Raw genomic sequence first — 19,081 nt, 5'->3', positions numbered from 1 at the left:
TCCATAGATGGGCATGTCACCGTTGTTCTCCCCGCGTGCCGTGTCGCTGGGGCTGTGTGCAGGTTTGGCCGGTGCGATGGGGGCGCCGCCTGCCGGTGCGCAGGTCGCGCAGGCGCCCCTGTCATCGGAGATCAAGGTACCGGGCAACCTGGTGCTGGTCGCCTCGGTCGAATTCCCCACGCTCATCAGTGCCGCCAATTTCGAAGCCTACCGCCGCGCGGCGTCCTACGACGGCTACTTCGATTCCAACAAGTGCTACCGCTACGTATATGCCGCCAATGAAGCCGATCGCCACTTCGCGCCCGTGTCACTGCGCGGTGGTGGCATCTGCGCGGGGCAGCACTGGGATGGCCACTATCTGAACTGGGCCACCACGCAGACCATCGATCCGTTCCGCAAGGCGCTCACCGGTGGCTACCGCGTGCGCGACCTGCCGGGGGAAACCTGGCTGGAAAAGGCCGATTTCAGCATGAACGGCGGTCACGGCTTCTTTCCGACCACGCGCATTCCCGCCGGCAACGCAGGTGATCCAGGTCTGGTCCACGGTGCCACGCCAGCGCACTGGCCGAGCTTGCGCACCCGGGTCGATGGCCTCGGGGCCCGGCTGTACTTCACCTCGACGGGAGACATCGAAGCGGCGAGCACGGCCATTCCCTACGATCCGTCCAACCCCGCGCACCGGCTCCAGCCCTCTGCCAACGGCGCACCGGGCGACGAAGCGGAGATCTACGAGCTCAGCGTGCGGGTCAAGGTCTGCGTGCCCAGCGTTGGGCTGGAAGCCAACTGCGTAGCCTACGCCAGCGGTGCCAAGCCGGAAGGACTGCTGCAGCGCTACAGCGGCGAGCTGCGCTATTCGGTGCTGAGCTACATCAACAATGGTGGTTCCAATCCCTATGGTGGCAGCGAGCCGGCACCGGACGGCGGCGTGCTGCGCGCCCGGCAGAAATTCATCGGTCCCTTGCAGCCCGATCCGATCAAGCCGGCGACCATCAACCCCCATGCGGAATGGGATGCGAAAACCGGGGTGCAGCTTCGAAACCCGGACCCGGCCGATGCAGCGGCAACCGGCGCAGGCGTGGCCGACAGCGGCGTCATCAACTACATCAACCGCTTCGGGCAGATGAACACCGGTCGCCCGCCCAAGATGTACGACAACGTCAGCGAGCTGTACTACGCCGCCACGCGCTATGTGCGCGGCATTGGCAATGTCGCCGAATTCAGCGCCCTGCACAGTGACCCGCAGACGCGCTACCGCCAGGCCGATGGCTTTCCCGTGATCCAGCAGTGGGATGATCCGATGACGTATGCCTGCCAGGGCAACACCCTGCTCGGAATCGGCGATACCAACACCTGGTTCGACAAGAATCTGCCCGGCCCGACGCCCGGCGATGGCGAAGGATGGTCCAAGCCCGCCGCGGTCGCCGGTGATACCTCCTACGATGTCGTCCGGGCGATGACCCAGGTGTGGCGGATGGAGGGGTTCTCATCGGCAGACGCCGAGTCGCTTGCAAAGGCGCCCCAGTACAACGGACAGCTCGGCTCCTTCAATTCTGCCTATATCGCCGCGCTGGCCTACCTGGCCAACACCACCGACCTGCGGCCCGATGCAGCGCCCAACGGGCTTCCCGGCCTGCAGACGATGCGCACCTACTGGGTGGATGTGCTCGACCAGCGCGACTACAAGATCAACCGCAACCAGTATGTCCTTGCCACCAAGTACGGCGGCTTCCACGTGCCCGAAGGCTTCGATCCGTTCAATCCCGCCGCGCCACCGCTGGCCGACGCGTGGTGGTGGAACGGCAGGGATCTGGTCAACGGTGATGCCCGCGAGCGGCGGCCACGCACGTTCTTTGCCGCAGCGGATGCGGCGCGCATGGTCACCAGCCTGGAAGAAGCCTTCGGCATGATCACCCAGCCCAAGCCGGGCTCAGGTTCGGCGCTGGCCAGCAATGGCGGTGCGCTCGATGCCGAGGGCCGCGTGTTCTCCGCGTCCTACCGCACCGGCAGCTGGAGCGGGGATCTGCTGGCCCATGCCATCGACCCTGCTACCGGGGTGCCGTCGGCAGGTGCGCCCGCGTGGAGCGCGGCGGCGCAGCTGGATGCCCGCGATTGGCGTTCGCGCGCGCTGTACACCAGCCGCGGCGGCCGCATGCTGCCACTGCAGTGGTCCGCGCTGGAACAGAGTGCGAAGACCACGCTGGGCAGCCCGGAGGTGCTGGACTACCTGGCCGGTGACCGGGCTAATGAGGGCACGTCCGGGCTGCGGCTGCGTGCCAGTGCGCTGGGCGACATCGTCAATTCATCGCCGGTCCATGCCGGCGCGCCCAACCCGCGGCTGCATGCGCAACGGCGCTTCCAGGGGGCCGACCGCTATGGCGCCTTCGCGGAGGCGCAGGCCTCACGCCGCGCCATGATCTATGTGGGCGCCAACGACGGCATGCTGCATGGGTTCGATGCAGCCAACGGTGTCGAGCGGTTCGGCTTCATGCCGGCGGCGGCCATCAACGCCCATCTGCGTGACTACACCCGCGAAGGCTACGAACACCACTACAGCGTCGATGGCGAGCTGACCGTGGCGGACGCCTACCTCGGTGGTGCCTGGCGGACCGTGCTGGTGGGCACGCTGGGGCGCGGCGGTGCCGGCATCTTTGCGTTGGACGTCACCGATCCGGAGCGTCCCGACCTGCTGTGGGAACGCAGCGCCGCCGATGTTCCCGGCCTGGGCCGGGTACTGGGCAAGCCGATGGTGGCCCAGGTCGCCGATGGCGATTGGCGCGTGCTGCTGGGCAATGGCGTGGATGCCAAGGATGGCAGTTCACGCCTGCTCAGCATCGGCCTGGCCACGGGCGAAGTGAAGAGCGTGCTGCTGGACGCGCGCGGCCGTGGCGCTGCCGCCGTGCGCCCGTGGGACGCCGACCGCGATGGTTTCGCTGAAACGGCGTATGTGGGCGACCGCCAGGGCGGCATCCATCGGGTGGATCTCGTGGCCGGGCGCAGCACACGGCTGTTCAGCGCGGCAGCGGGGGCGGTGCCGCAACCGATCACGGCGGCGCCACTGGTCGCGCGCAATCCGGACACCGCCGAAACCTGGGTGTTTGTCGGCACTGGTGCGCTGCTGGAAGTGGCCGACCTGGGCAGGCAGGCCGTGCAGTCGTGGTACGGGCTGCGCGACCGGGGGCAGGTGATCGCCGGGCGCAGTGGCCTGGCCACGGTGCGCATCACCGCCGAAACCGGCAACGGTCGCGTGGTCGACGCACTGGATGCGCCGGGCAAGGACGGATGGGTGATGGACCTGGTTTCGCCGGGCATCGGCGCCCGTGGCGAACGCATGGTGCTGCCGGGCCAGTTCCGTGGCCGGGTGCTGCTGGGTACCACGCGCATCCCCGACGCCAGCAACCCGTGCAATCCCACCGGATCGGGCTACTACATGGCTTTGGACCCGTTCACCGGTGGCCGGCTGGGCGGCAGCTTCTTCGATATGGACGGCAACGGTACCGTCGGCAACGCTGGCGATCTGTTCGATGAAAACGGCCAGCCCGCACCCTCGTCCGGCTTCCTGGTCGAGCAGGGCCCCAACGCACCCGGCTTCCTGGGCGATTGGCTGGGTGGCGTGGGCGAGGATGGCAGCATGCATGGGGTGGTCACCCATCCCATCGGCAACCGCGTACGCCGGGTGAGCTGGCGCGAACTGCGGCTGCTTGATGGCGGGAGTCCGTGACATGGGCAGCCCGTCGATGAAGGGGTTCACCCTGATGGAAGTCATCATTGCCTGCGCGATCATCGCCATCCTCAGCGCGATCGCCGTGCCCTCCTACCGCCAGCACGTGGTCAAAACCCACCGCGTGCAGGCCCAGACCTGCATTGCCAGCCAGGCCAGCGTGCTCGAACGGCATTACACGCGCGTGCTGGACTACCAGGGCGCCCCACAGGCGCAGTGCGCCGCAGAGCTCACGGCCTACCAGCTGCGGGTGCATGTGGCCGCCAGCGGGTACACCGTGACAGCCGAGCCGCTGAGCGAACAGGCCGACCACGCCTGCGGCACGCTGAGCATGGACCACACGGGCCTGCGCCTGCCGGTGGATCGCGCCTGCTGGTAGCGCGCCGCTGTCATGGCGCACTGGCTGGAACGCGATAGGATGCGGGCATCATCTGGCACGCACGGACCGCATGTCCCTGGACCTTCCCACCATCGGCGTACTTGGCCTGCTGCTGTGCATCGGCATCGCCACGGGCTTCTCGCTGCTGCTGGTGGTGCTGCGTGGGCAGCCGGTGCTGCGCCTGTGGACGGCCAGCCTGTGGCTGCTCACCCTGGGCGTGATCCTGATGGGGCTGCGCCCCTGGTTGCCGCAGGTACCGGCCATCCTCGGTGGCAATGCGGCCATGGCGGCCTCAAGCGTGCTGATGCTGCGCGGCATGGCCCTGCACCTGGGCCAGCCGATGCCGCTGTGGCGCGCGCTGGGTCTGGCCGGTGCGTTCATGGCCGGCATCTTCCTGTTCCTGGTGCCATGGCCCAGCCTGGACGTGCGCCTGCACGTGTTCAGCGTGTTCGCGATCGTCATCAATGGCTGGATCGCCGCGCTGCTGCTGCGCCACGCGCCACCGGCGCAGCGCATCAGCTGCCGCCTGGCCGCCGCCGTGTTCCTGGCCGAAGTGCTGGTCTACATCGTGCGCCTGTTCCTGCCGGCCGATGCCGACGCGGGCGGAGACATCATGCGGGCGGGCTCGCCGATGTTCCTGACCTACCTGGCCGGGGTGATGCTGGAACTGGCGCGCTGCTTCGCGCTGGTCCTGCTGCTGCTGGAGCGCCTGCTGGTGGACCTGCGCCGCGCCGCCCGCACCGATGGCCTCACCGGCCTGCTCAACCGCAGCGCGGTGCTGGCCGATGGGTCCGACCAGCTGCAGCAGGTGCGTCGCCAGCAGCGCCCTCTGGCAGTGCTGCTGCTCGACGTGGATCACTTCAAGGCCATCAATGACCGCTGGGGGCATCTGGCCGGTGACCAGGTGCTGCAGCATTTCACCGGCGTGCTGGAGCACTGCGCACGCGGCCACGTGCACCTGCTCAGCCGCTATGGCGGCGAGGAATTCCTGTTGCTGCTGCCCGGCAGTGCCGGCGAAGCGGAGCGCCTGGCCACGGTCATCCGTCATGCACTGCAGCAACGGCCCGCGCCGCTCGGTACCGGCCCGGTGGCGGTCACCGCCAGCATCGGCCTGGCCATGGATGACGGCCACACCGACCTGGCCGGCCTGATCGCCCGCGCCGACAGCGCGCTGTACCGGGCAAAAGCCGAAGGCCGCGACCGGCTGGTGGCGGCGGCTGTAATGGCCTAGCGCGGTTGCCCATCGCCGCCAGCGCCGGGGCCGTGTAAGTTTGTTCGCAGAGTTGGTCACATCTGCCACGGCGCCGCGTCGTGGTTGACAGGAACGTCCTCCAGGGGAATCAAGCACGATGCAAAAACACCCTTTCCGACTGGCCAGGCGATCGGCCGGCCTGCTGTTTGCCGGCGCGATGCTTGCCGGCTGCAGTGCAACGGCCCCCGGTGCCGCCGACGGCAATGACACCCCGAGCCAGCGCTACGGGGCGATCGAGTTCCGTACGTGCACGCTGACCACGGTCGGCGCCAGCGCGAACGTCGAAGCCCAGTGCGGCACCCTGCAGGTGCCCGAAGACCGCGCCCACCCCGAGGGCCGCAAGATCGACCTGCGCATTGCCTGGCTGGAATCGGATGACAGCGGCAATGGCCAGCCCGATCCGGTGTTCTTCCTCGCCGGTGGCCCCGGACAGGCGGCCAGCGAAGTGGCGGTCATCGTCGATACCGCGCTGCGCCAGGTGCGCAAGCAGCGTGATGTGTTCCTGATCGACCAGCGTGGCACCGGCGGTTCCAACCCGCTCAGTTGCCTGGGCGCGGACGGCAAGCCGCTGAAGATGGACGAAGATGCAGCGCCGACCGAAGCGCTGATGCGCGATTACGCGCAGCAGTGTGCGGCATCGCTGCAGGGGCGCGCCGATGCACGCTTCTACACCACCGCTGAGGCCATCGCTGATCTGGACGCGGTGCGCCAGGCGCTGGGCGCAGACAAGCTGAATCTGGTCGGGGGCTCCTACGGCACGCGCGTCGCCCAGCGTTACGCGATCGCCTACCCGCAGCACACCCGCAGCCTGGTCATCGACGGCGTGGTACCCAACGACCTGGTGGTGGGTGGCGAGTTCGCCAACACCTTCGACAACGCCATCACCCTGCAGTCGGCGCAGTGCCGCAAGGATGCCGCCTGCAGCAAGCGCTTCCCGGTCGATACCCGCGAACAGCTGCGCGCAGTGGCCGCGACCCTGCGCAGCTCCCCGGTCACCGTCGATTACCGCGACCCCGGCACCAACGCACCGCGCCAGGACGTGCTGACCCCGGACAGCGTGGTCGGCCTGGCCTTCGCCTTCTCCTACGTGCCCGAGTATTCCTCGCTGCTGCCGCTGGTGCTCGATGAAGCAGCGCAGGGCCGCTATGCGCCGCTGGCTTCGCTGGCACGCGGCGCGACCCGCAGCATGGATTTCCAGATCAACCGTGGCATGCAGTGGTCGGTCATCTGCAGCGAGGATGCGCCGCGCTACCAGGCGCCGCCGGAAAGCGACGATGATCTGTTCGGCCCGGAAGCGGCGCGTGCGTTCTTCGCCGCCTGCCCGGTGTGGCCGCACCAGCCGGCCGCCGCCACGCTCACCACGCCGCTGAAGAGCGACCTGCCGGTGCTGCTGCTGTCCGGCGAGCTGGATCCGGTTACCCCGCCGCGCTACGCCGAACAGGTGCTCAAGGGCCTGCCCAACGGTCGCGCGCTGGTCGCACGCGGCCAGGGCCACGGCACCCTCACTGCAGGCTGCATGCCGCGCCTGCTGGGCCAGTTCATTGATACCCAGGATGCCAAGGCGCTCGATGCCCGCTGCCTGGACACGCTGAGCCACGTGCCGGCGTTCACCTCGTTCAACGGATGGACCCCATGATCGTCGCCGACAACCTGCACAAGGCCTTCGACACCCGCACCGGTCGCGTCCAGGCGGTGGCCAACGTTGGCTTCCAGGCCGCCGATGGCCGCATCACCGGCCTGCTCGGCCCCAACGGCGCCGGCAAGACCACCACCATGCGCATGCTGTACACCCTGATGACGCCCGACCAGGGCAGCATCACCGTCGATGGCATCGATGCCGCGCGTGATCCGGTGGAGGTGCGCCGCCACCTGGGCGTGCTGCCTGATGCGCGGGGCGTGTACAAGCGCCTGACCGCGCGCGAGAACATCACCTACTTCGGCGAACTGCACGGCCTGTCGGCGCAGCGCATCCGCGAGCGCATCGAAGTGCTCTCGCACGCCCTGGACATGGCCGATATCCTCGACCGCCAGACCGATGGCTTCTCGCAGGGCCAGCGCACCAAGACCGCCATCGCCCGCGCGCTGGTGCACGACCCGCGCAACGTCATCCTCGATGAACCCACCAACGGCCTGGACGTGATGACCACCCGCGCGCTGCGCCGGTTCCTGCTGGGCCTGCGCGAGGAAGGGCGCTGCGTGATCCTGTCCAGCCACATCATGCAGGAGGTGGGCGCGCTGTGTGACCACATCGTCATCATCGCCAAGGGCACCGTGATGGCAGCCGGCAGTGCCGATGAACTGCGCGCGCAGGCCGGCGAGACCAACCTGGAAGACGCGTTCGTGAAACTGATCGGCAGCGAAGAGGGCCTGCACGCATGAGCATGATGTCGACCCTGATGACGGTGATGCGCAAGGAACTGCGCGACCTCTCGCGCGACCGCCGCACGCTGGCGCTGACCCTGCTGTTCGGCCCGCTGCTGTACCCGCTGCTGATCCTGGGCATGGGCAAGCTGTCGGAAAGCCGCTTCCGCACCCAGATCGAACAGCCGCTGGACATTCCCACCATCGGCGCCGAGCACGCCCCGAACCTGGTCCGCTTCCTCGGCGCGCAGGGCCTGAACGCGACCGCGGCACCGAAGGACCTGGCCGAAGCGATCCGCGCCCAGGACATCGACGTGGCACTGCGCATCAGCGCGGATTTCGGCAAGGACTGGGCCGATGGCGAGCCGGCGCTGGTGGAGGTGATCCGTGATAGCACGCGGCGTGCCGCCGAGGTGCCCACGGCACGCCTGCAGGCGGCGCTGTCCACCTACAACGGGCAGGTGGGAGCCCTGCGCCTGATGGCCCGCGGCGTCGATGCGCAGGTTGCGCGGCCACTGGATGTGGCCACGCAGGACATGGCCAGCACCGAAGCCAAGCGCGGCATGATGCTGTCGATGCTGCTGCCGGTGCTGCTGACCCTGACCTCGTTCATCGGCGGCGCCTATCTGGTGATGGACACCACCGCCGGCGAGCGCGAACGGCAATCACTGGAGCCGCTGCTGGCCACCCCCGGCTCGCGCAGCGCGATCGTCAGCGGCAAGATCGGCGCCGCCTGCGTGGTCGGGTTCGTATCGCTGCTGCTGACACTGGTCGCGTTCAAGGTCAGTGCCCAGTTCGCCTCCGGCAACGTCAGCCGCCAGCTCAACATGAACATCCTCTCGATGGTGCAGATGCTGCTGGTGATGCTGCCGATGCTGCTGATCGGCACCTCGCTGCTGACCTACCTGTCGGCCGCAGCCAAGAGCATGAAGGAAGCCCAGAGCCACATGACCTGGCTGGTGCTGCTGCCGATGCTGCCGGGCTATGCGCTGATGGCCTACCCGGTGAAGAGCCAGCTGTGGCAGTACGCCGTGCCGTTCCTGTCGCAGAACCAGATGCTGCTCAAGGTGATCCGCCATGAAGTGATCACCCCGACCATCTGGGCGGTCTACCTGGGTGCCAGCCTCGGCCTGGCGGCCATCCTGTGGTTTGCCGCGGTGCGCCGTTACCACCAGGAGCGCCTGGCCATTTCCGGCTGATCGGAGCCGGTAGCGCCGGGCCGCGCCCGGCGGAGGTACAGCGAGGCCCGGTCATGCCGGGCCTCGTTGTCTTCCGATCCGCCATGACGGGCTTCACCCCACGCCATAGCGCGCCGGTGTCACCCCCATCTCGCGCTTGAACACGGCAATGAACGCACTGGGCGTGTCATAGCCCATCGACAGCGCAACCTCGATGACCGTTTCCCCGGCCAGCAGGCGGGGCAGCGCCAGCAGCACGCGCAGTCGCTGCCGCCAGTGGCTGAGCGGCATGCCCGTTTCGGCCAACCAGTGGCGAGCCAGGCTGCGGCCGGACAGGCCGCTGGCGGCGGCCCATTCCTCCACGTTGCGCCGGTCATGCGGAGCGCGGGCCAGCGCGGCGGCAATGCGCCGCAAGCGGCGGTCGCGTGGCTGCGGCAGCGCCAGCGGTAACGGACGACCCGCGGCGATCTCGTCGGCGATGACCCCTGCCAACCTCGACTGCGCATCCCCCAATGCACCGAGCTGCCACTGCAGCGCGCGGGGCACGGCCGCCTGCAGCAGTACGCTGGGCTGGAACACGCGCGCCGCCGTGGGCAGTGCGTTGCAGGCGGCAGCACTGAAGTACAGGCTCCAGCCATCGAAGACGCCGAGGCTGGCCAATGCATGCGGCAGGCCAGGCGGTATCCACGCGACGTGCCCTGCCGGCAGCAGCCAGTGCTGGTCGCCCGCTTCGATGCGCAGCAGGCCGTGGCGCGCGCCCAGCAACTGCCCGCGTGCGTGCTGGTGGCGCGGCGTGCGGCGCGTGCCCTCCATCGCCAGCTGTGCGCCCAGCAGCCACGGCCCCGCAGCCGCATCGGCCAGCGCGGGATCGATCAACGGTGCCTGGATTGGCTGATCTGCCATATGAAGTGGCAGTTATACGGCAGAACGGCCGCCCCGCAAGCCTGACACTGGCGGTTCATCCCAAGGAGCCCACTCCCATGAAACCGCAGGACATCCTTCCCGATCATCAGGACGACGTGCAGGTGCACGGCCTGACCGTGCGCAAGGGCAGCGTCGGCGCCTTCCTCGCCAGCGTGCGCGACTGGCAGGATCCGGCCGGCAGCACTGCCACCCGTGCCGCAGCCGAGGCCGATCTGCGCGAGCTGCTGCCGGCATTGCACGCGCTCGGCCTTTTCCAGGTACTGGCGGCGCGCGATCCGGCGCTGCAGCGATTGATCGACGGGGGGCGCTGAAACGCACAAGGCCCGGATCGCTCCGGGCCTTGATGATGACCTCTCGCCGGGCGTGGCCCGGCGCTACCCTGGGGGCATCAACCGCCCGGGGCGAACACCAGCGTGCGGCGGGTGGTGACCGGGGCGCCCACCGGCTCGAAGCGCCAGCGCTTGACCGCATTGAGCGCTTCGCGGTCGAAAACGCGCGACGGCGTGGCGCGCAGCACGCGGGCGTTGGTCACCGAGCCATCGGTGCCGACGGTGATTTCCACCAGCACTTCGCCCGAGGTGCTCGAGCGCAGGGCCTCGGCCGGGTAACGCGGGGCCGGGGTGCTGACCGGGCGCAGGGTCGGCGCGGCGGTGGCCGCGGCGGCACGCGCGGCGCTGGCCTGCTGGGCAGCGGCCTGCTGCTGCTTCTGTTCGGCCTCGCGGCGGGCGGCGGCCTGGCGTTCGGCGTCCTGGCGCTCGCTGTCGCGGCGGGCTGCATCCTGCTGGGCGGCAATCTGCTTGGCCGCTTCGGCTTCCTTGTTGCGCTGGTCGGCCAGGCGCTGCTGTTCAACCAGCTGCTTGGCGCGGTCCTCGGCATCTTTCTTGACCTTGGCGGTCTCGTCCTCGGTGCGCTTGGCAGCCACCTGCACGCCCTTGGTCAGGCCTTCCTTCAGGCGCGGCAGGGCCGGCGCGGACGGGTCCACCTTCTCGATCAGCGCCACCAGGCGCTGGGCTTCGGTGAAGTCCTCGCGGCCCAGGTGCTGCTCGGCGGCAATCAGGGTGTAGGGCAGCAGGTCGGTCAGCGCGCTCTTCACCGAGGCGTCGTCCGGCGTCTTGTCGCGCAGTGCCAGGTAGTACTCGATGGCGTTGTCGCCGGCCGGCGCGTACATGCGGTTCTCGGCCAAGGCGCGGCTGGCCGAATCGCGCAGCTGCTCGGTGCCCATCGACTGCACCTTGGCCGCCACGGCGGGTGCGGCAGGCGTGGCGGCGGGCGCGGCAGCGCCGTCGGCGGCCGGTGCCGGCGTTTCTTCCTTGCCCGAACAGGCGGCCAGTGCCAGTGCCAGGGCAACCGGTATCCACCGGCGCGCGGCAGCGTTCATTGCGACGTGCGACATCCTGCTCCCCTTTAGAAGACGACGTTACGTAAGCCGTGGATCTGCATGGCCGGGACCGGTGTCCGGGCGTGGCGGCTGGCGTTTCCCGACGCCGCCGCCGGCAACGGCGAGCGTGCAATCTAGCATCCCGCCCACCCTTGCGTACAAGGGTGGGGCAGGGGCGATGGCGACATCAGGTGTCGCCATCGCCTTGTCAGGTCAATGCCCGGCGGGCTTGGCGTGGCCCTCGGCCTTGTCGTGGCCGGCCGACATCAGCTTGTCGGTCCAGGCGATGCCGATGGCCGACAGGATGAACACGCAGTGGATGATGGTCTGCCACAGCACGCCTTCGGCGGTGAGGGTGGCGCAGGTCTGTTCGCCGATGTTGGCTGCAGCGGTGGCCATGCGCTCCGGCGGGCACAGCGGAATGCCGCCCAGGGCGCCGGTACCGATGAACGTCTTCAGCAGGTGGATCGAGGAGATGCCGATGATCGCCATCGCCAGCTTCACTTTCAGCACGCTGGCGTTGACGTGGCTCAGCCACTCCGGCTGGTCCGGGTGGTTCTCCAGGCGCAGGCGCGACACGAAGGTCTCGTAGCCGCCCACGATGACCATCACCAGCAGGTTGGAAATCATCACAACGTCGATCAGGCCCAGCACGATCAGCATGATCTGCTGCTCGCCCATCGACACCGAATGCGTGATCAGGTGCCACAGTTCCTTGCCGAACAGGAATACATAGACGCACTGCGCCACGATCAGGCCCAGGTACAGCGGCAGCTGCAGCCAGCGCGAGGCGAAGATCAGGTTGGACAGCGGGGAGGGCGGCAGACGGTTTGCGCTCATGCGGGGGATGCTGCGTTTCGAGGGAGTGGCGAGGTTACCGGCCCACCATGACGGTGCCAAGCCAACTCACGCACTAGACTTCAGGTTCCTTCCCAACCCCGAGCCGACGCCATGATCGACCTGTATTACTGGCCCACCCCCAACGGCCACAAAGTCACCCTGCTGCTGGAGGAAGCCGGCCTGGAATACCGCGTCCATCCGGTCAACATCGGCTCGGGTGACCAGTTCAAGCCGGAATTCCTGGCCATTTCGCCCAACAACAAAATGCCGGCCATCGTCGACCATGCCCCGGCCGATGGCGGCGCCCCGCAGAGCGTGTTCGAATCCGGCGCCATCCTGCTGTACCTGGCCGAGAAGAGCGGCCAGTTCCTGCCCAGCGACCCGCGTGGCCGCGTCACCACCCTGGAATGGCTGTTCTGGCAGATGGCCGGGCTGGGCCCGATGAGCGGCCAGATGGGCCATTTCAACGTCTACGCGCCGGAAAAGATCCCCTATGCCGTCGAGCGCTATGACAACGAAGTGCGCCGCCTGCACGGGGTGATGGACAAGCGCCTGGCCGATCACGCCTTCCTGGCGGGCGATGAATACACCATCGCCGACATGGCCAGCTACCCGTGGATTGGCGCTTACGACAAGATCCCGGTCGATTTCGCCGCCTTCCCGAACCTGAAGCGCTGGCACGACGCCATCGCCGCGCGCCCGGCCACCCAGCGCGCCTATGCTCTGCGCCAGCAGGTGAACCCCAACGCCGGCAAGCCGCTGAGCGAGGAAGAGCGCAAGCACCTGTTCGGCCAGCGCTGACCCCAGACGGTAGGTGCCGACCGTTGGTCGGCACTCCTGTTCGGCATGGCGCCATGGGCAGAAGGTCATGCTGCCTTCGCCGGCGGGCTTGGTTAGGATGGGGGCATGACCGCTGTGCGCGTGGCGCGTGGCGGACCTGCCGTTTGCCGGGACCTTCCATGCGCCATCTGTTTGCCTCGCTCGCCCTCATGCTCGCCACCACCACTGCCGCCCACGCCGAAAAACTCACCCTGGAAGCCATCACCGGCCCGCTGCCGCTGTCCGGCCCGACCCTGATGAAGCCCAAGGTGGCCCCGGACGGCTCGCGCGTGACCTTCCTGCGCGGCAAGGACAGCGACCGCAACCAGCTGGACCTGTGGAGCTATGACATCGGCAGCGGCCAGACCCGCCTGCTGGTCGACTCGAAGGTGGTGCTGCCCGGCACCGAGACCCTCAGCGACGAGGAAAAGGCCCGCCGCGAGCGCCAGCGCATCGCCGCGATGTCCGGCATCGTCGATTACCAGTGGTCGCCGGACGCGCAGCGCCTGCTGTTCCCGCTGGGCGGCGAACTGTACCTGTACGACCTGAAGCAGCAGGGCGCAGCCGCCGTGCGCCAGCTGACCCACGGCGAAGGCTTCGCCACCGACGCCAAGCTCTCGCCCAGGGGCGGCTTCGTCAGCTTCATCCGCGGCCGCAACCTGTGGGTGATCGACCTGGCCAGCGGCAAGCAGCTGCAGCTGACCACCGATGGCAGCGCGACCATCGGCAACGGCGTGGCCGAGTTCGTCGCCGATGAGGAAATGGACCGCCACACCGGCTACTGGTGGGCGCCGGATGATTCGGCGATTGCCTTTGCCCGCATTGATGAAGCACCGGTGCCGGTGCAGAAGCGCTACGAGGTCTATGCCGACCGCACCGATGTGGTCGAACAGCGCTACCCGGCCGCCGGCGACGCTAACGTGCGCGTGCAGCTGGGCGTGATCGCGCCGGCCGCCGCCGCCACGCCGCGCTGGATCGACCTGGGCAAGGAACAGGACATCTACCTGGCCCGCGTCGACTGGCGTGATGCCCAGCGCGTCACCTACCAGCGCCAGTCACGTGACCAGAAGCTGCTGGACCTGGTCGAAGTCGACCTGGCCGGAAACGGCACGCGCACGCTGGCCCACGAGACCAGCCCGACCTGGGTGCCGCTGCACAACAGCCTGCGCTTCCTCGACGATGGCAGCGTGCTGTGGTCGTCCGAGCGCACCGGTTTCCAGCACCTCTACCGCATCGATGCCAAGGGCAAGGCCACCGCGCTCACCCACGGTGACTGGTCGGTGGACGAGCTGCTGGCCGTCGACGAGAAGGCCGGCAAGGCCTACTTCCGCGCCGGCATCGATTCGGCGCGCGAAAGCCAGATCTACGCCGTGTCGCTGCAGGGGGGGCAGCCGCAGCGCCTGTCCAAGGCGCCGGGCATGCACACCGCCAGCTTCGCGCGCAACGCCAGCGTGTATGTGGATACCTGGTCCAACAGCACCACGCCGCCGCAGATCGAGCTGTTCCGTGCCAATGGCGAAAAGATCGCCACCCTGCTCGAGAACGACCTGGCCGATCCCAAGCACCCGTACGCGCGCTACCGCGATGCGCAGCGCCCGATCGAGTTCGGCACGCTGACCGCGGCCGACGGCAAGACCCCGCTGAACTACAGCATCATCAGGCCGGCCGGCTTCGACCCGTCCAAGCGCTACCCGGTGGCGGTATACGTGTATGGCGGTCCGGCCAGCCAGACCGTCACCGACAGCTGGCCCGGTCGTGGCGACCACCTGTTCAACCAGTACCTTGCCCAGCAGGGTTACGTGGTGTTCTCGCTGGACAACCGCGGCACGCCGCGTCGTGGCCGCGATTTCGGCGGCGCGCTGTACGGCAGGCAGGGCACGGTGGAAGTGGCCGACCAGCTGCGCGGCGTGGCCTGGCTGAAGCAGCAGCCGTGGGTGGACCCGGCGCGCATCGGCGTGCAGGGCTGGTCCAACGGTGGCTACATGACCCTGATGCTGCTGGCCAAGGCGTCGGACAGCTATGCCTGCGGCGTGGCGGGTGCACCGGTCACCGACTGGGGCCTGTACGACAGCCACTACACCGAGCGTTACATGGACCTGCCCAAGCGCAACGAGGCCGGGTACCGCGAAGCCCGCGTGCTGACCCACATCGAGGGCCTGCGCTCGCCGCTGCTGCTGATCCATGGCATGGCCGATGACAACGTGCTGTTCACCAACTCGACCAGCCTGATGAGCGCGCTGCAGAAGCGCGGCCAGCCGTTCGAACTGATGACCTATCCCGGTGCGAAGCACGGCCTGTCCGGCGCTGATGCACTGCACCGCTACCGCGTTGCCGAGGCCTTCCTGGACCGTTGCCTGAAGCACTGACGGACGCACGGGAAGGAGCCCGCCGATGCAAAAGCCAACCCCGATCCCGGGCTATCGGCCGGCCAGCGCCGGCTGGTGGCGTCGCCACTGGCGCTGGGCGATACCGCTGTCTGTCCTGCTGTTGCTGGGCGTGGGCGGCGGCATCATCATCTGGAGCGTGCTGCGCTGGAGCGAGGCCGTACGCGAAAGCCCACCGATGCAGGAAGCGTTGCGTCGCGCGGGTTGCAGCATTGAAGTGGCACAGGTGCTTGGCGAGCCACTGCTTGCCGATGCGATACCGCTGAGCATCACGCAGATAACCGTCAATGGCGAGCGTGATCTGGGCCTGGTTGTCGGCCTGGAAGGGCCACAGGGGCGCGCCCGGTTGATCGTGGAAGGCACCCGCCGCAATGATGTGTGGGATTACCCGGTGATGTACGTGCTGGGCGAGGACCAGGCGACCTTCGACCTGACCGCGCTGGACGATGCCGAAGCCGCCGGCGAGTGCGCGCTGCAGGAATGCCGTGAGCGCGGTGGGTGCAGCGAAACCATTGCGTTGTAGGTGCGGCGCTCATCGAGGTCATTGGCCCACCATCCTGGGGAGGAAATTGATGGACAAGCGCGCGTACTTGAAACTGATGGAGTTCCCTGCCAAATGGCAGGAGTACAACCTGTTGCCCGATGAGGTGATCGATCAACTCATCTCCACATACACGCCGGGGATGGAGAGCTCGTCGGAACACGACAGAAACAGCGTCTTCCAGTGGTGGTTGAGACGGTCTCCAAGCAAGGATCTGCTGTTGAAGCTGGTTGACCTGTCCTTCCTGGATCCTGATCAGGTGATGGCTGGCGATGTCAGAAAGCACATCACCCGGAGTGATTCATTTGATCACGATGTCGATCTTCTGATCCGTCGCTGGTCGGATGAGCAGGTCATCAACATCCCGCCTGGTATCAGGTAAATCCATGCGACCTGAACTTCTCGTCCTGCTTGGCACAGCATCAGCTTTGGCGGCCTGCAACAGCAGTGATCGCCTGGGTGAGCTGCAGGCGAAACCTGTTTTCGCGCTCATGAGCGGTGCCTACTACGGGGGGATGTGCGAGGGCGCGACGGGCACCGGCGAGCAGACCACAGACATTCGCGCCATGAAAATCCATACCAGCGCCGGTGATTGTCGGGTGCTCTACCTGGATGGCGTGGATCGGGCCGGCGAGCTTCTGATCTACGCGGAACGGCCGGGCGAGCGTCTGGCGTGCGACGGGTTGCTTCAACGGCTGAAGGCAAGGGACGCCAGTGCGGCAGTCATTGCCAAGGCCGGCGAGCGCTGCAGCTGATCGACAGCCCTTGCCCCGAACGCTGCCCACCAGGGTGGGCAGCTACCAGAGCGGTCGCTGCCTGCCGACCCCGTGACCTCCAGCCGATTGTCGCCATCGCCGCGAGCGCGTAAGTTGCGATCACCCCTTTCCCGGAGTGCTCCATGAAGCCGATCGCGCTGGCCGTTGCCCTGGCCCTGACCGCCGCCCCGCTGCTGTCCGCCCCGCCGGCCCTCGCCGCACCGGCTGCCAAGGCGGCCACCCCCGCCAGCTCGGCCTGGGTGGCCCGCAGCAATGCACTGGCGCAGATCCTGCTCGATGCGCAGGGGCCGTTCCAGCCGGAACAGACGGGTTTCTTCGGCGTGCCCGGCTACGACGACAAGGTGGCCGACCTCGGCCCCGACAACGGCAAGCGCTTCCGCGCCGCGACGGCCAAGGCCCGCGACGAGCTGAAGGCGAAGCTGGCCACCGAGAAGGATCCCAATGTCCGCCAGGACCTGGCGATCATGATCCACGCTGCCGACCAGAGCATCGAAGGCAGCGAGCTCAACGAGAAGTACCTGCTGCCGTGGAGCGATGCACCGCAGACGGTGTTCAGCGGCCTCAACCTGCTGCTGTCCGACCAGGTGCCGGCCGAGCGCCGCGCCAAGGCGCTGGACCGCCTCAAGGCCTACGCGGGCCTGCAGCCGGGCGGCACCGCGTTCACCACGCTGGCCCGCCAGCGCTACGAAGAGCGCCTGGGCGACAGCGCGCTGCTGCAGCCGACCCAGATCGAAGTGCAGCAGTCGCTCGACAACGTCGAGACCTACATCACCGGCATCGAGTCGCTGCTGAAGAAGTACCAGGTGGCCGGCGCCGATGAGGCGATGAAGGCCCTGGCCACGCAGATGAAGGACTACGCCGCCTGGACCCGCAAGGAAGTGCTGCCGAAGGCACGTACCGACGCACGCCTGCCGGCACCGCTGTATGCGTTCCAGCTCAAGCAGGTCGGCATCGACATCGACCCGAAGCTGCTGATGCAGCGCGCCCAGCTGGAATTCATGGAAACCCGCTCGGCGATGCAGCAGCTGGCGCCGCTGGTGGCGAAGGAGAAGGGCCTGAAGGTGGCCGATCCGAGCGACCCGGTGGCGGTCATCCGCGCGCTGAAGGCCGACAAGATCGCCGATGACCACCTGGAAGGCCATTACCGCAAGGTGATCGATGCGATCGATCCGCTGATCCGCGAACACCGCATCGTCGATGTGCCCAAGCGCGCCATGCAGATGCGCCTGGGTTCGGCGGCGGAGAGCGCGGCCAGCCCGGCCCCGCACTTCCTGCCGGCGCCGCTGGTCAACAACACCGGGCAGCAGGGCACCTTCGTGCTGCCGCTGGGCAATCCGGCCGCCGGCCCGGGCGCGCAGTACGACGATTTCAATTTCGGCTCGGCAGCGTGGACGCTGAGCGCGCACGAGGGCCGCCCCGGCCACGAGCTGCAGTTCACCGCGATGGTCGAGCGCGGCGTGTCGCTGGCACGCACGATGTTCGCGTTCAATTCGGTGAACGTGGAAGGCTGGGCGCTGTATGCCGAAGCGGAAATGGTGCCGTACGAGCCGTTGGACGGGCAGATGATCGCGCTGCAGTTCCGCCTGCTGCGCGCCGCCCGCGCCATGCTCGACCCGATGCTCAACCTGGGCCTGACCGACCGTGCCAACGGCGAGCGCGTGCTGATCGAGCAGGTCGGCCTGTCCAAGGCGATGGCCACCCAGGAACTGGACCGCTACATGGTGCGCATGCCGGGCCAGGCGGGCAGCTACTTCTATGGCTACACCCGCATCCTCGAACTGCGCATGCAGACCGAGCTGGCGCTGGGCGCGAAGTTCGACCGCCTGGCGTTCAACAACTTCCTGCTCGACCAGGGCCTGCTGCCGCCGGACCAGCTGGCAGAAGCGGTGCAGCAGCAGTTCGTGCCGAAGTACCGGTAGCGCTGCGGCTGCGGGGTAATGGTCTGCGTCGGCAACCGCGCCGGCGCTTCCGGGTTCGGCACCCAGATCGCCACGCCGGCCGCGCGCTTCTGCGTGGTCGGAATGCCGATGCCCAGGCCACCCCCCACGTGCGAGCCATAGCTGCCGGCACCCACCGACATGCCGACCGGCGAGCCGCTGCTGCCTACGCCCATCAGGATCACCCCGTTGGCGCCCAGTGCGGCCGCTTCGCGCTTGAGCCGGGCGACGGCGGCATCGGTCTGGCCCTGGGTGCCAAAGCCCACCGCCGAGGACGATTCCAGCTGGGCAATCTCCAGCGAACCGGCCGGCGGGGTGGAATAGATCTGCACCTGCGCCGGGTCGATCGGCGCACGCGCGCGGCCCAGCATGACCTTGGAGGTGCTGGCGCAACCGGCAGCGGCCAGCAGCATGGCGGTCAACGCGACCCAACGGATGTTCATGGCGTATACCCCTGTAGGACAGTTCGGATCATCGGCCGGGGACTCTGAATCGGCGCCAACACCCGCGCCCGGGCCATGACCGCATGCTGGCACGGCAGGGGTGAGCGTGTCGCCAACGGCGGTAGGCGGCAGCCGCGGGAAGGGCTAAGGT

General features: G+C 68.0%; 16 protein-coding genes and 1 pseudogene. 13 read left to right on the top strand and 4 right to left on the bottom strand.

Annotated features, from left to right (window positions below; translation table 11 throughout):
- The first annotated feature begins 13 nt into the window (after positions 1-13).
- The 6 genes from C1927_RS20330 to C1927_RS20305 all read left to right on the top strand — a co-directional run bounded on the left by C1927_RS20330 (position 14) and on the right by C1927_RS20305 (position 8,909).
- Positions 14-3,718 carry a PilC/PilY family type IV pilus protein gene (locus tag C1927_RS20330; protein WP_159095402.1) on the top strand — a complete coding sequence of 1,235 codons (3,705 nt, stop codon included), beginning with the start codon at positions 14-16 and terminating at the stop codon, positions 3,716-3,718.
- Between the two features lies 1 nt (position 3,719).
- Positions 3,720-4,097, top strand: coding sequence for a type IV pilin protein (locus C1927_RS20325; protein ID WP_159095401.1), 378 nt, complete (start codon positions 3,720-3,722; stop codon positions 4,095-4,097).
- Positions 4,098-4,167: 70 nt separating this feature from the next.
- A complete protein-coding gene (locus C1927_RS20320) occupies positions 4,168-5,328 on the top strand; it encodes a GGDEF domain-containing protein (protein WP_254051513.1) in 1,161 nt (386 codons plus the stop codon).
- A gap of 118 nt (positions 5,329-5,446) precedes the next feature.
- Positions 5,447-6,985 carry an alpha/beta hydrolase gene (locus tag C1927_RS20315; RefSeq protein WP_108747645.1) on the top strand — a complete coding sequence of 513 codons (1,539 nt, stop codon included), beginning with the start codon at positions 5,447-5,449 and terminating at the stop codon, positions 6,983-6,985.
- On the top strand, positions 6,982-7,728 hold the full coding sequence (locus C1927_RS20310; protein WP_079224154.1) for an ATP-binding cassette domain-containing protein: 747 nt from the start codon (positions 6,982-6,984) through the stop codon (positions 7,726-7,728). The genes C1927_RS20315 and C1927_RS20310 overlap by 4 nt, the downstream gene beginning before the upstream one ends.
- The gene (locus C1927_RS20305) at positions 7,725-8,909 is read left to right on the top strand and encodes an ABC transporter permease (protein ID WP_108747644.1); all 1,185 of its coding nucleotides are present in this window, start codon (positions 7,725-7,727) and stop codon (positions 8,907-8,909) included. The genes C1927_RS20310 and C1927_RS20305 overlap by 4 nt, the downstream gene beginning before the upstream one ends.
- A gap of 93 nt (positions 8,910-9,002) precedes the next feature.
- Here C1927_RS20305 and C1927_RS20300 read toward each other — a convergent pair whose 3' ends face one another.
- Positions 9,003-9,791 (bottom strand): helix-turn-helix transcriptional regulator, encoded by a 789-nt coding sequence (locus C1927_RS20300; RefSeq protein ID WP_108747643.1) that lies wholly within the window; start codon positions 9,789-9,791, stop codon positions 9,003-9,005.
- A 77-nt stretch (positions 9,792-9,868) separates the two neighbouring features.
- Here C1927_RS20300 and C1927_RS20295 point away from each other — a divergent pair, with 77 nt between their 5' ends.
- On the top strand, positions 9,869-10,123 hold the full coding sequence (locus tag C1927_RS20295) for a hypothetical protein (RefSeq protein ID WP_108747642.1): 255 nt from the start codon (positions 9,869-9,871) through the stop codon (positions 10,121-10,123).
- Positions 10,124-10,200: 77 nt separating this feature from the next.
- Here C1927_RS20295 and C1927_RS20290 read toward each other — a convergent pair whose 3' ends face one another.
- Both C1927_RS20290 and C1927_RS20285 read right to left on the bottom strand, forming a co-directional pair.
- Positions 10,201-11,205, bottom strand: a complete 1,005-nt coding sequence (locus C1927_RS20290; RefSeq protein ID WP_079224141.1) for an energy transducer TonB — start codon at positions 11,203-11,205, stop codon at positions 10,201-10,203.
- Positions 11,206-11,403: 198 nt separating this feature from the next.
- Entirely contained in the window at positions 11,404-12,030 is a 627-nt protein-coding gene (locus C1927_RS20285; RefSeq protein WP_108747641.1) for a TIGR00645 family protein, read from the bottom strand.
- A gap of 111 nt (positions 12,031-12,141) precedes the next feature.
- Between C1927_RS20285 and C1927_RS20280 the strand changes: the two genes are divergently transcribed.
- From C1927_RS20280 to C1927_RS20255, 6 genes are all read left to right on the top strand, one after another.
- The gene (locus C1927_RS20280; RefSeq protein WP_079224138.1) at positions 12,142-12,831 is read left to right on the top strand and encodes a glutathione binding-like protein; all 690 of its coding nucleotides are present in this window, start codon (positions 12,142-12,144) and stop codon (positions 12,829-12,831) included.
- Between the two features lie 158 nt (positions 12,832-12,989).
- On the top strand, positions 12,990-15,215 hold the full coding sequence (locus C1927_RS20275) for a S9 family peptidase (protein WP_108747640.1): 2,226 nt from the start codon (positions 12,990-12,992) through the stop codon (positions 15,213-15,215).
- A gap of 25 nt (positions 15,216-15,240) precedes the next feature.
- Entirely contained in the window at positions 15,241-15,756 is a 516-nt protein-coding gene (locus C1927_RS20270; protein WP_108747639.1) for a cytochrome c oxidase assembly factor Coa1 family protein, read from the top strand.
- Positions 15,757-15,805: 49 nt separating this feature from the next.
- Positions 15,806-16,156: a hypothetical protein gene (locus tag C1927_RS20265; protein WP_254051512.1), complete on the top strand. Its 351-nt coding sequence runs from the start codon at positions 15,806-15,808 to the stop codon at positions 16,154-16,156.
- 4 nt (positions 16,157-16,160) lie between these two features.
- The gene (locus tag C1927_RS20260; protein WP_159095400.1) at positions 16,161-16,529 is read left to right on the top strand and encodes a hypothetical protein; all 369 of its coding nucleotides are present in this window, start codon (positions 16,161-16,163) and stop codon (positions 16,527-16,529) included.
- 143 nt (positions 16,530-16,672) lie between these two features.
- The gene (locus tag C1927_RS20255; RefSeq protein ID WP_108747637.1) at positions 16,673-18,469 is read left to right on the top strand and encodes a DUF885 domain-containing protein; all 1,797 of its coding nucleotides are present in this window, start codon (positions 16,673-16,675) and stop codon (positions 18,467-18,469) included.
- An 8-nt stretch (positions 18,470-18,477) separates the two neighbouring features.
- Here C1927_RS20255 and C1927_RS20250 read toward each other — a convergent pair.
- Positions 18,478-18,930: pseudogene (locus tag C1927_RS20250) on the bottom strand (hypothetical protein); the annotation flags it as partial.
- Positions 18,931-19,081: the final 151 nt, after the last annotated feature.

The sequence above is a fragment of the Stenotrophomonas sp. ZAC14D1_NAIMI4_1 genome, assembly GCF_003086775.1.
GTDB lineage: Bacteria > Pseudomonadota > Gammaproteobacteria > Xanthomonadales > Xanthomonadaceae > Stenotrophomonas.
The sequence above is the reverse complement of the archived record's forward strand: the minus strand, read 5'-3'. Positions and strand labels throughout refer to the sequence as shown.

Coding starts and splice junctions, on each gene's coding strand:
- C1927_RS20330 (WP_159095402.1), top strand. CDS start 14: ATGTCACCGTTGTTCTCCCCGCGTGCCGTGTCGCTGGGGCTGTGTGCA.
- C1927_RS20325 (WP_159095401.1), top strand. CDS start 3,720: ATGGGCAGCCCGTCGATGAAGGGGTTCACCCTGATGGAAGTCATCATT.
- C1927_RS20320 (WP_254051513.1), top strand. CDS start 4,168: ATGTCCCTGGACCTTCCCACCATCGGCGTACTTGGCCTGCTGCTGTGC.
- C1927_RS20315 (WP_108747645.1), top strand. CDS start 5,447: ATGCAAAAACACCCTTTCCGACTGGCCAGGCGATCGGCCGGCCTGCTG.
- C1927_RS20310 (WP_079224154.1), top strand. CDS start 6,982: ATGATCGTCGCCGACAACCTGCACAAGGCCTTCGACACCCGCACCGGT.
- C1927_RS20305 (WP_108747644.1), top strand. CDS start 7,725: ATGAGCATGATGTCGACCCTGATGACGGTGATGCGCAAGGAACTGCGC.
- C1927_RS20300 (WP_108747643.1), bottom strand. CDS start 9,791: ATGGCAGATCAGCCAATCCAGGCACCGTTGATCGATCCCGCGCTGGCC.
- C1927_RS20295 (WP_108747642.1), top strand. CDS start 9,869: ATGAAACCGCAGGACATCCTTCCCGATCATCAGGACGACGTGCAGGTG.
- C1927_RS20290 (WP_079224141.1), bottom strand. CDS start 11,205: ATGTCGCACGTCGCAATGAACGCTGCCGCGCGCCGGTGGATACCGGTT.
- C1927_RS20285 (WP_108747641.1), bottom strand. CDS start 12,030: ATGAGCGCAAACCGTCTGCCGCCCTCCCCGCTGTCCAACCTGATCTTC.
- C1927_RS20280 (WP_079224138.1), top strand. CDS start 12,142: ATGATCGACCTGTATTACTGGCCCACCCCCAACGGCCACAAAGTCACC.
- C1927_RS20275 (WP_108747640.1), top strand. CDS start 12,990: ATGCGCCATCTGTTTGCCTCGCTCGCCCTCATGCTCGCCACCACCACT.
- C1927_RS20270 (WP_108747639.1), top strand. CDS start 15,241: ATGCAAAAGCCAACCCCGATCCCGGGCTATCGGCCGGCCAGCGCCGGC.
- C1927_RS20265 (WP_254051512.1), top strand. CDS start 15,806: ATGGACAAGCGCGCGTACTTGAAACTGATGGAGTTCCCTGCCAAATGG.
- C1927_RS20260 (WP_159095400.1), top strand. CDS start 16,161: ATGCGACCTGAACTTCTCGTCCTGCTTGGCACAGCATCAGCTTTGGCG.
- C1927_RS20255 (WP_108747637.1), top strand. CDS start 16,673: ATGAAGCCGATCGCGCTGGCCGTTGCCCTGGCCCTGACCGCCGCCCCG.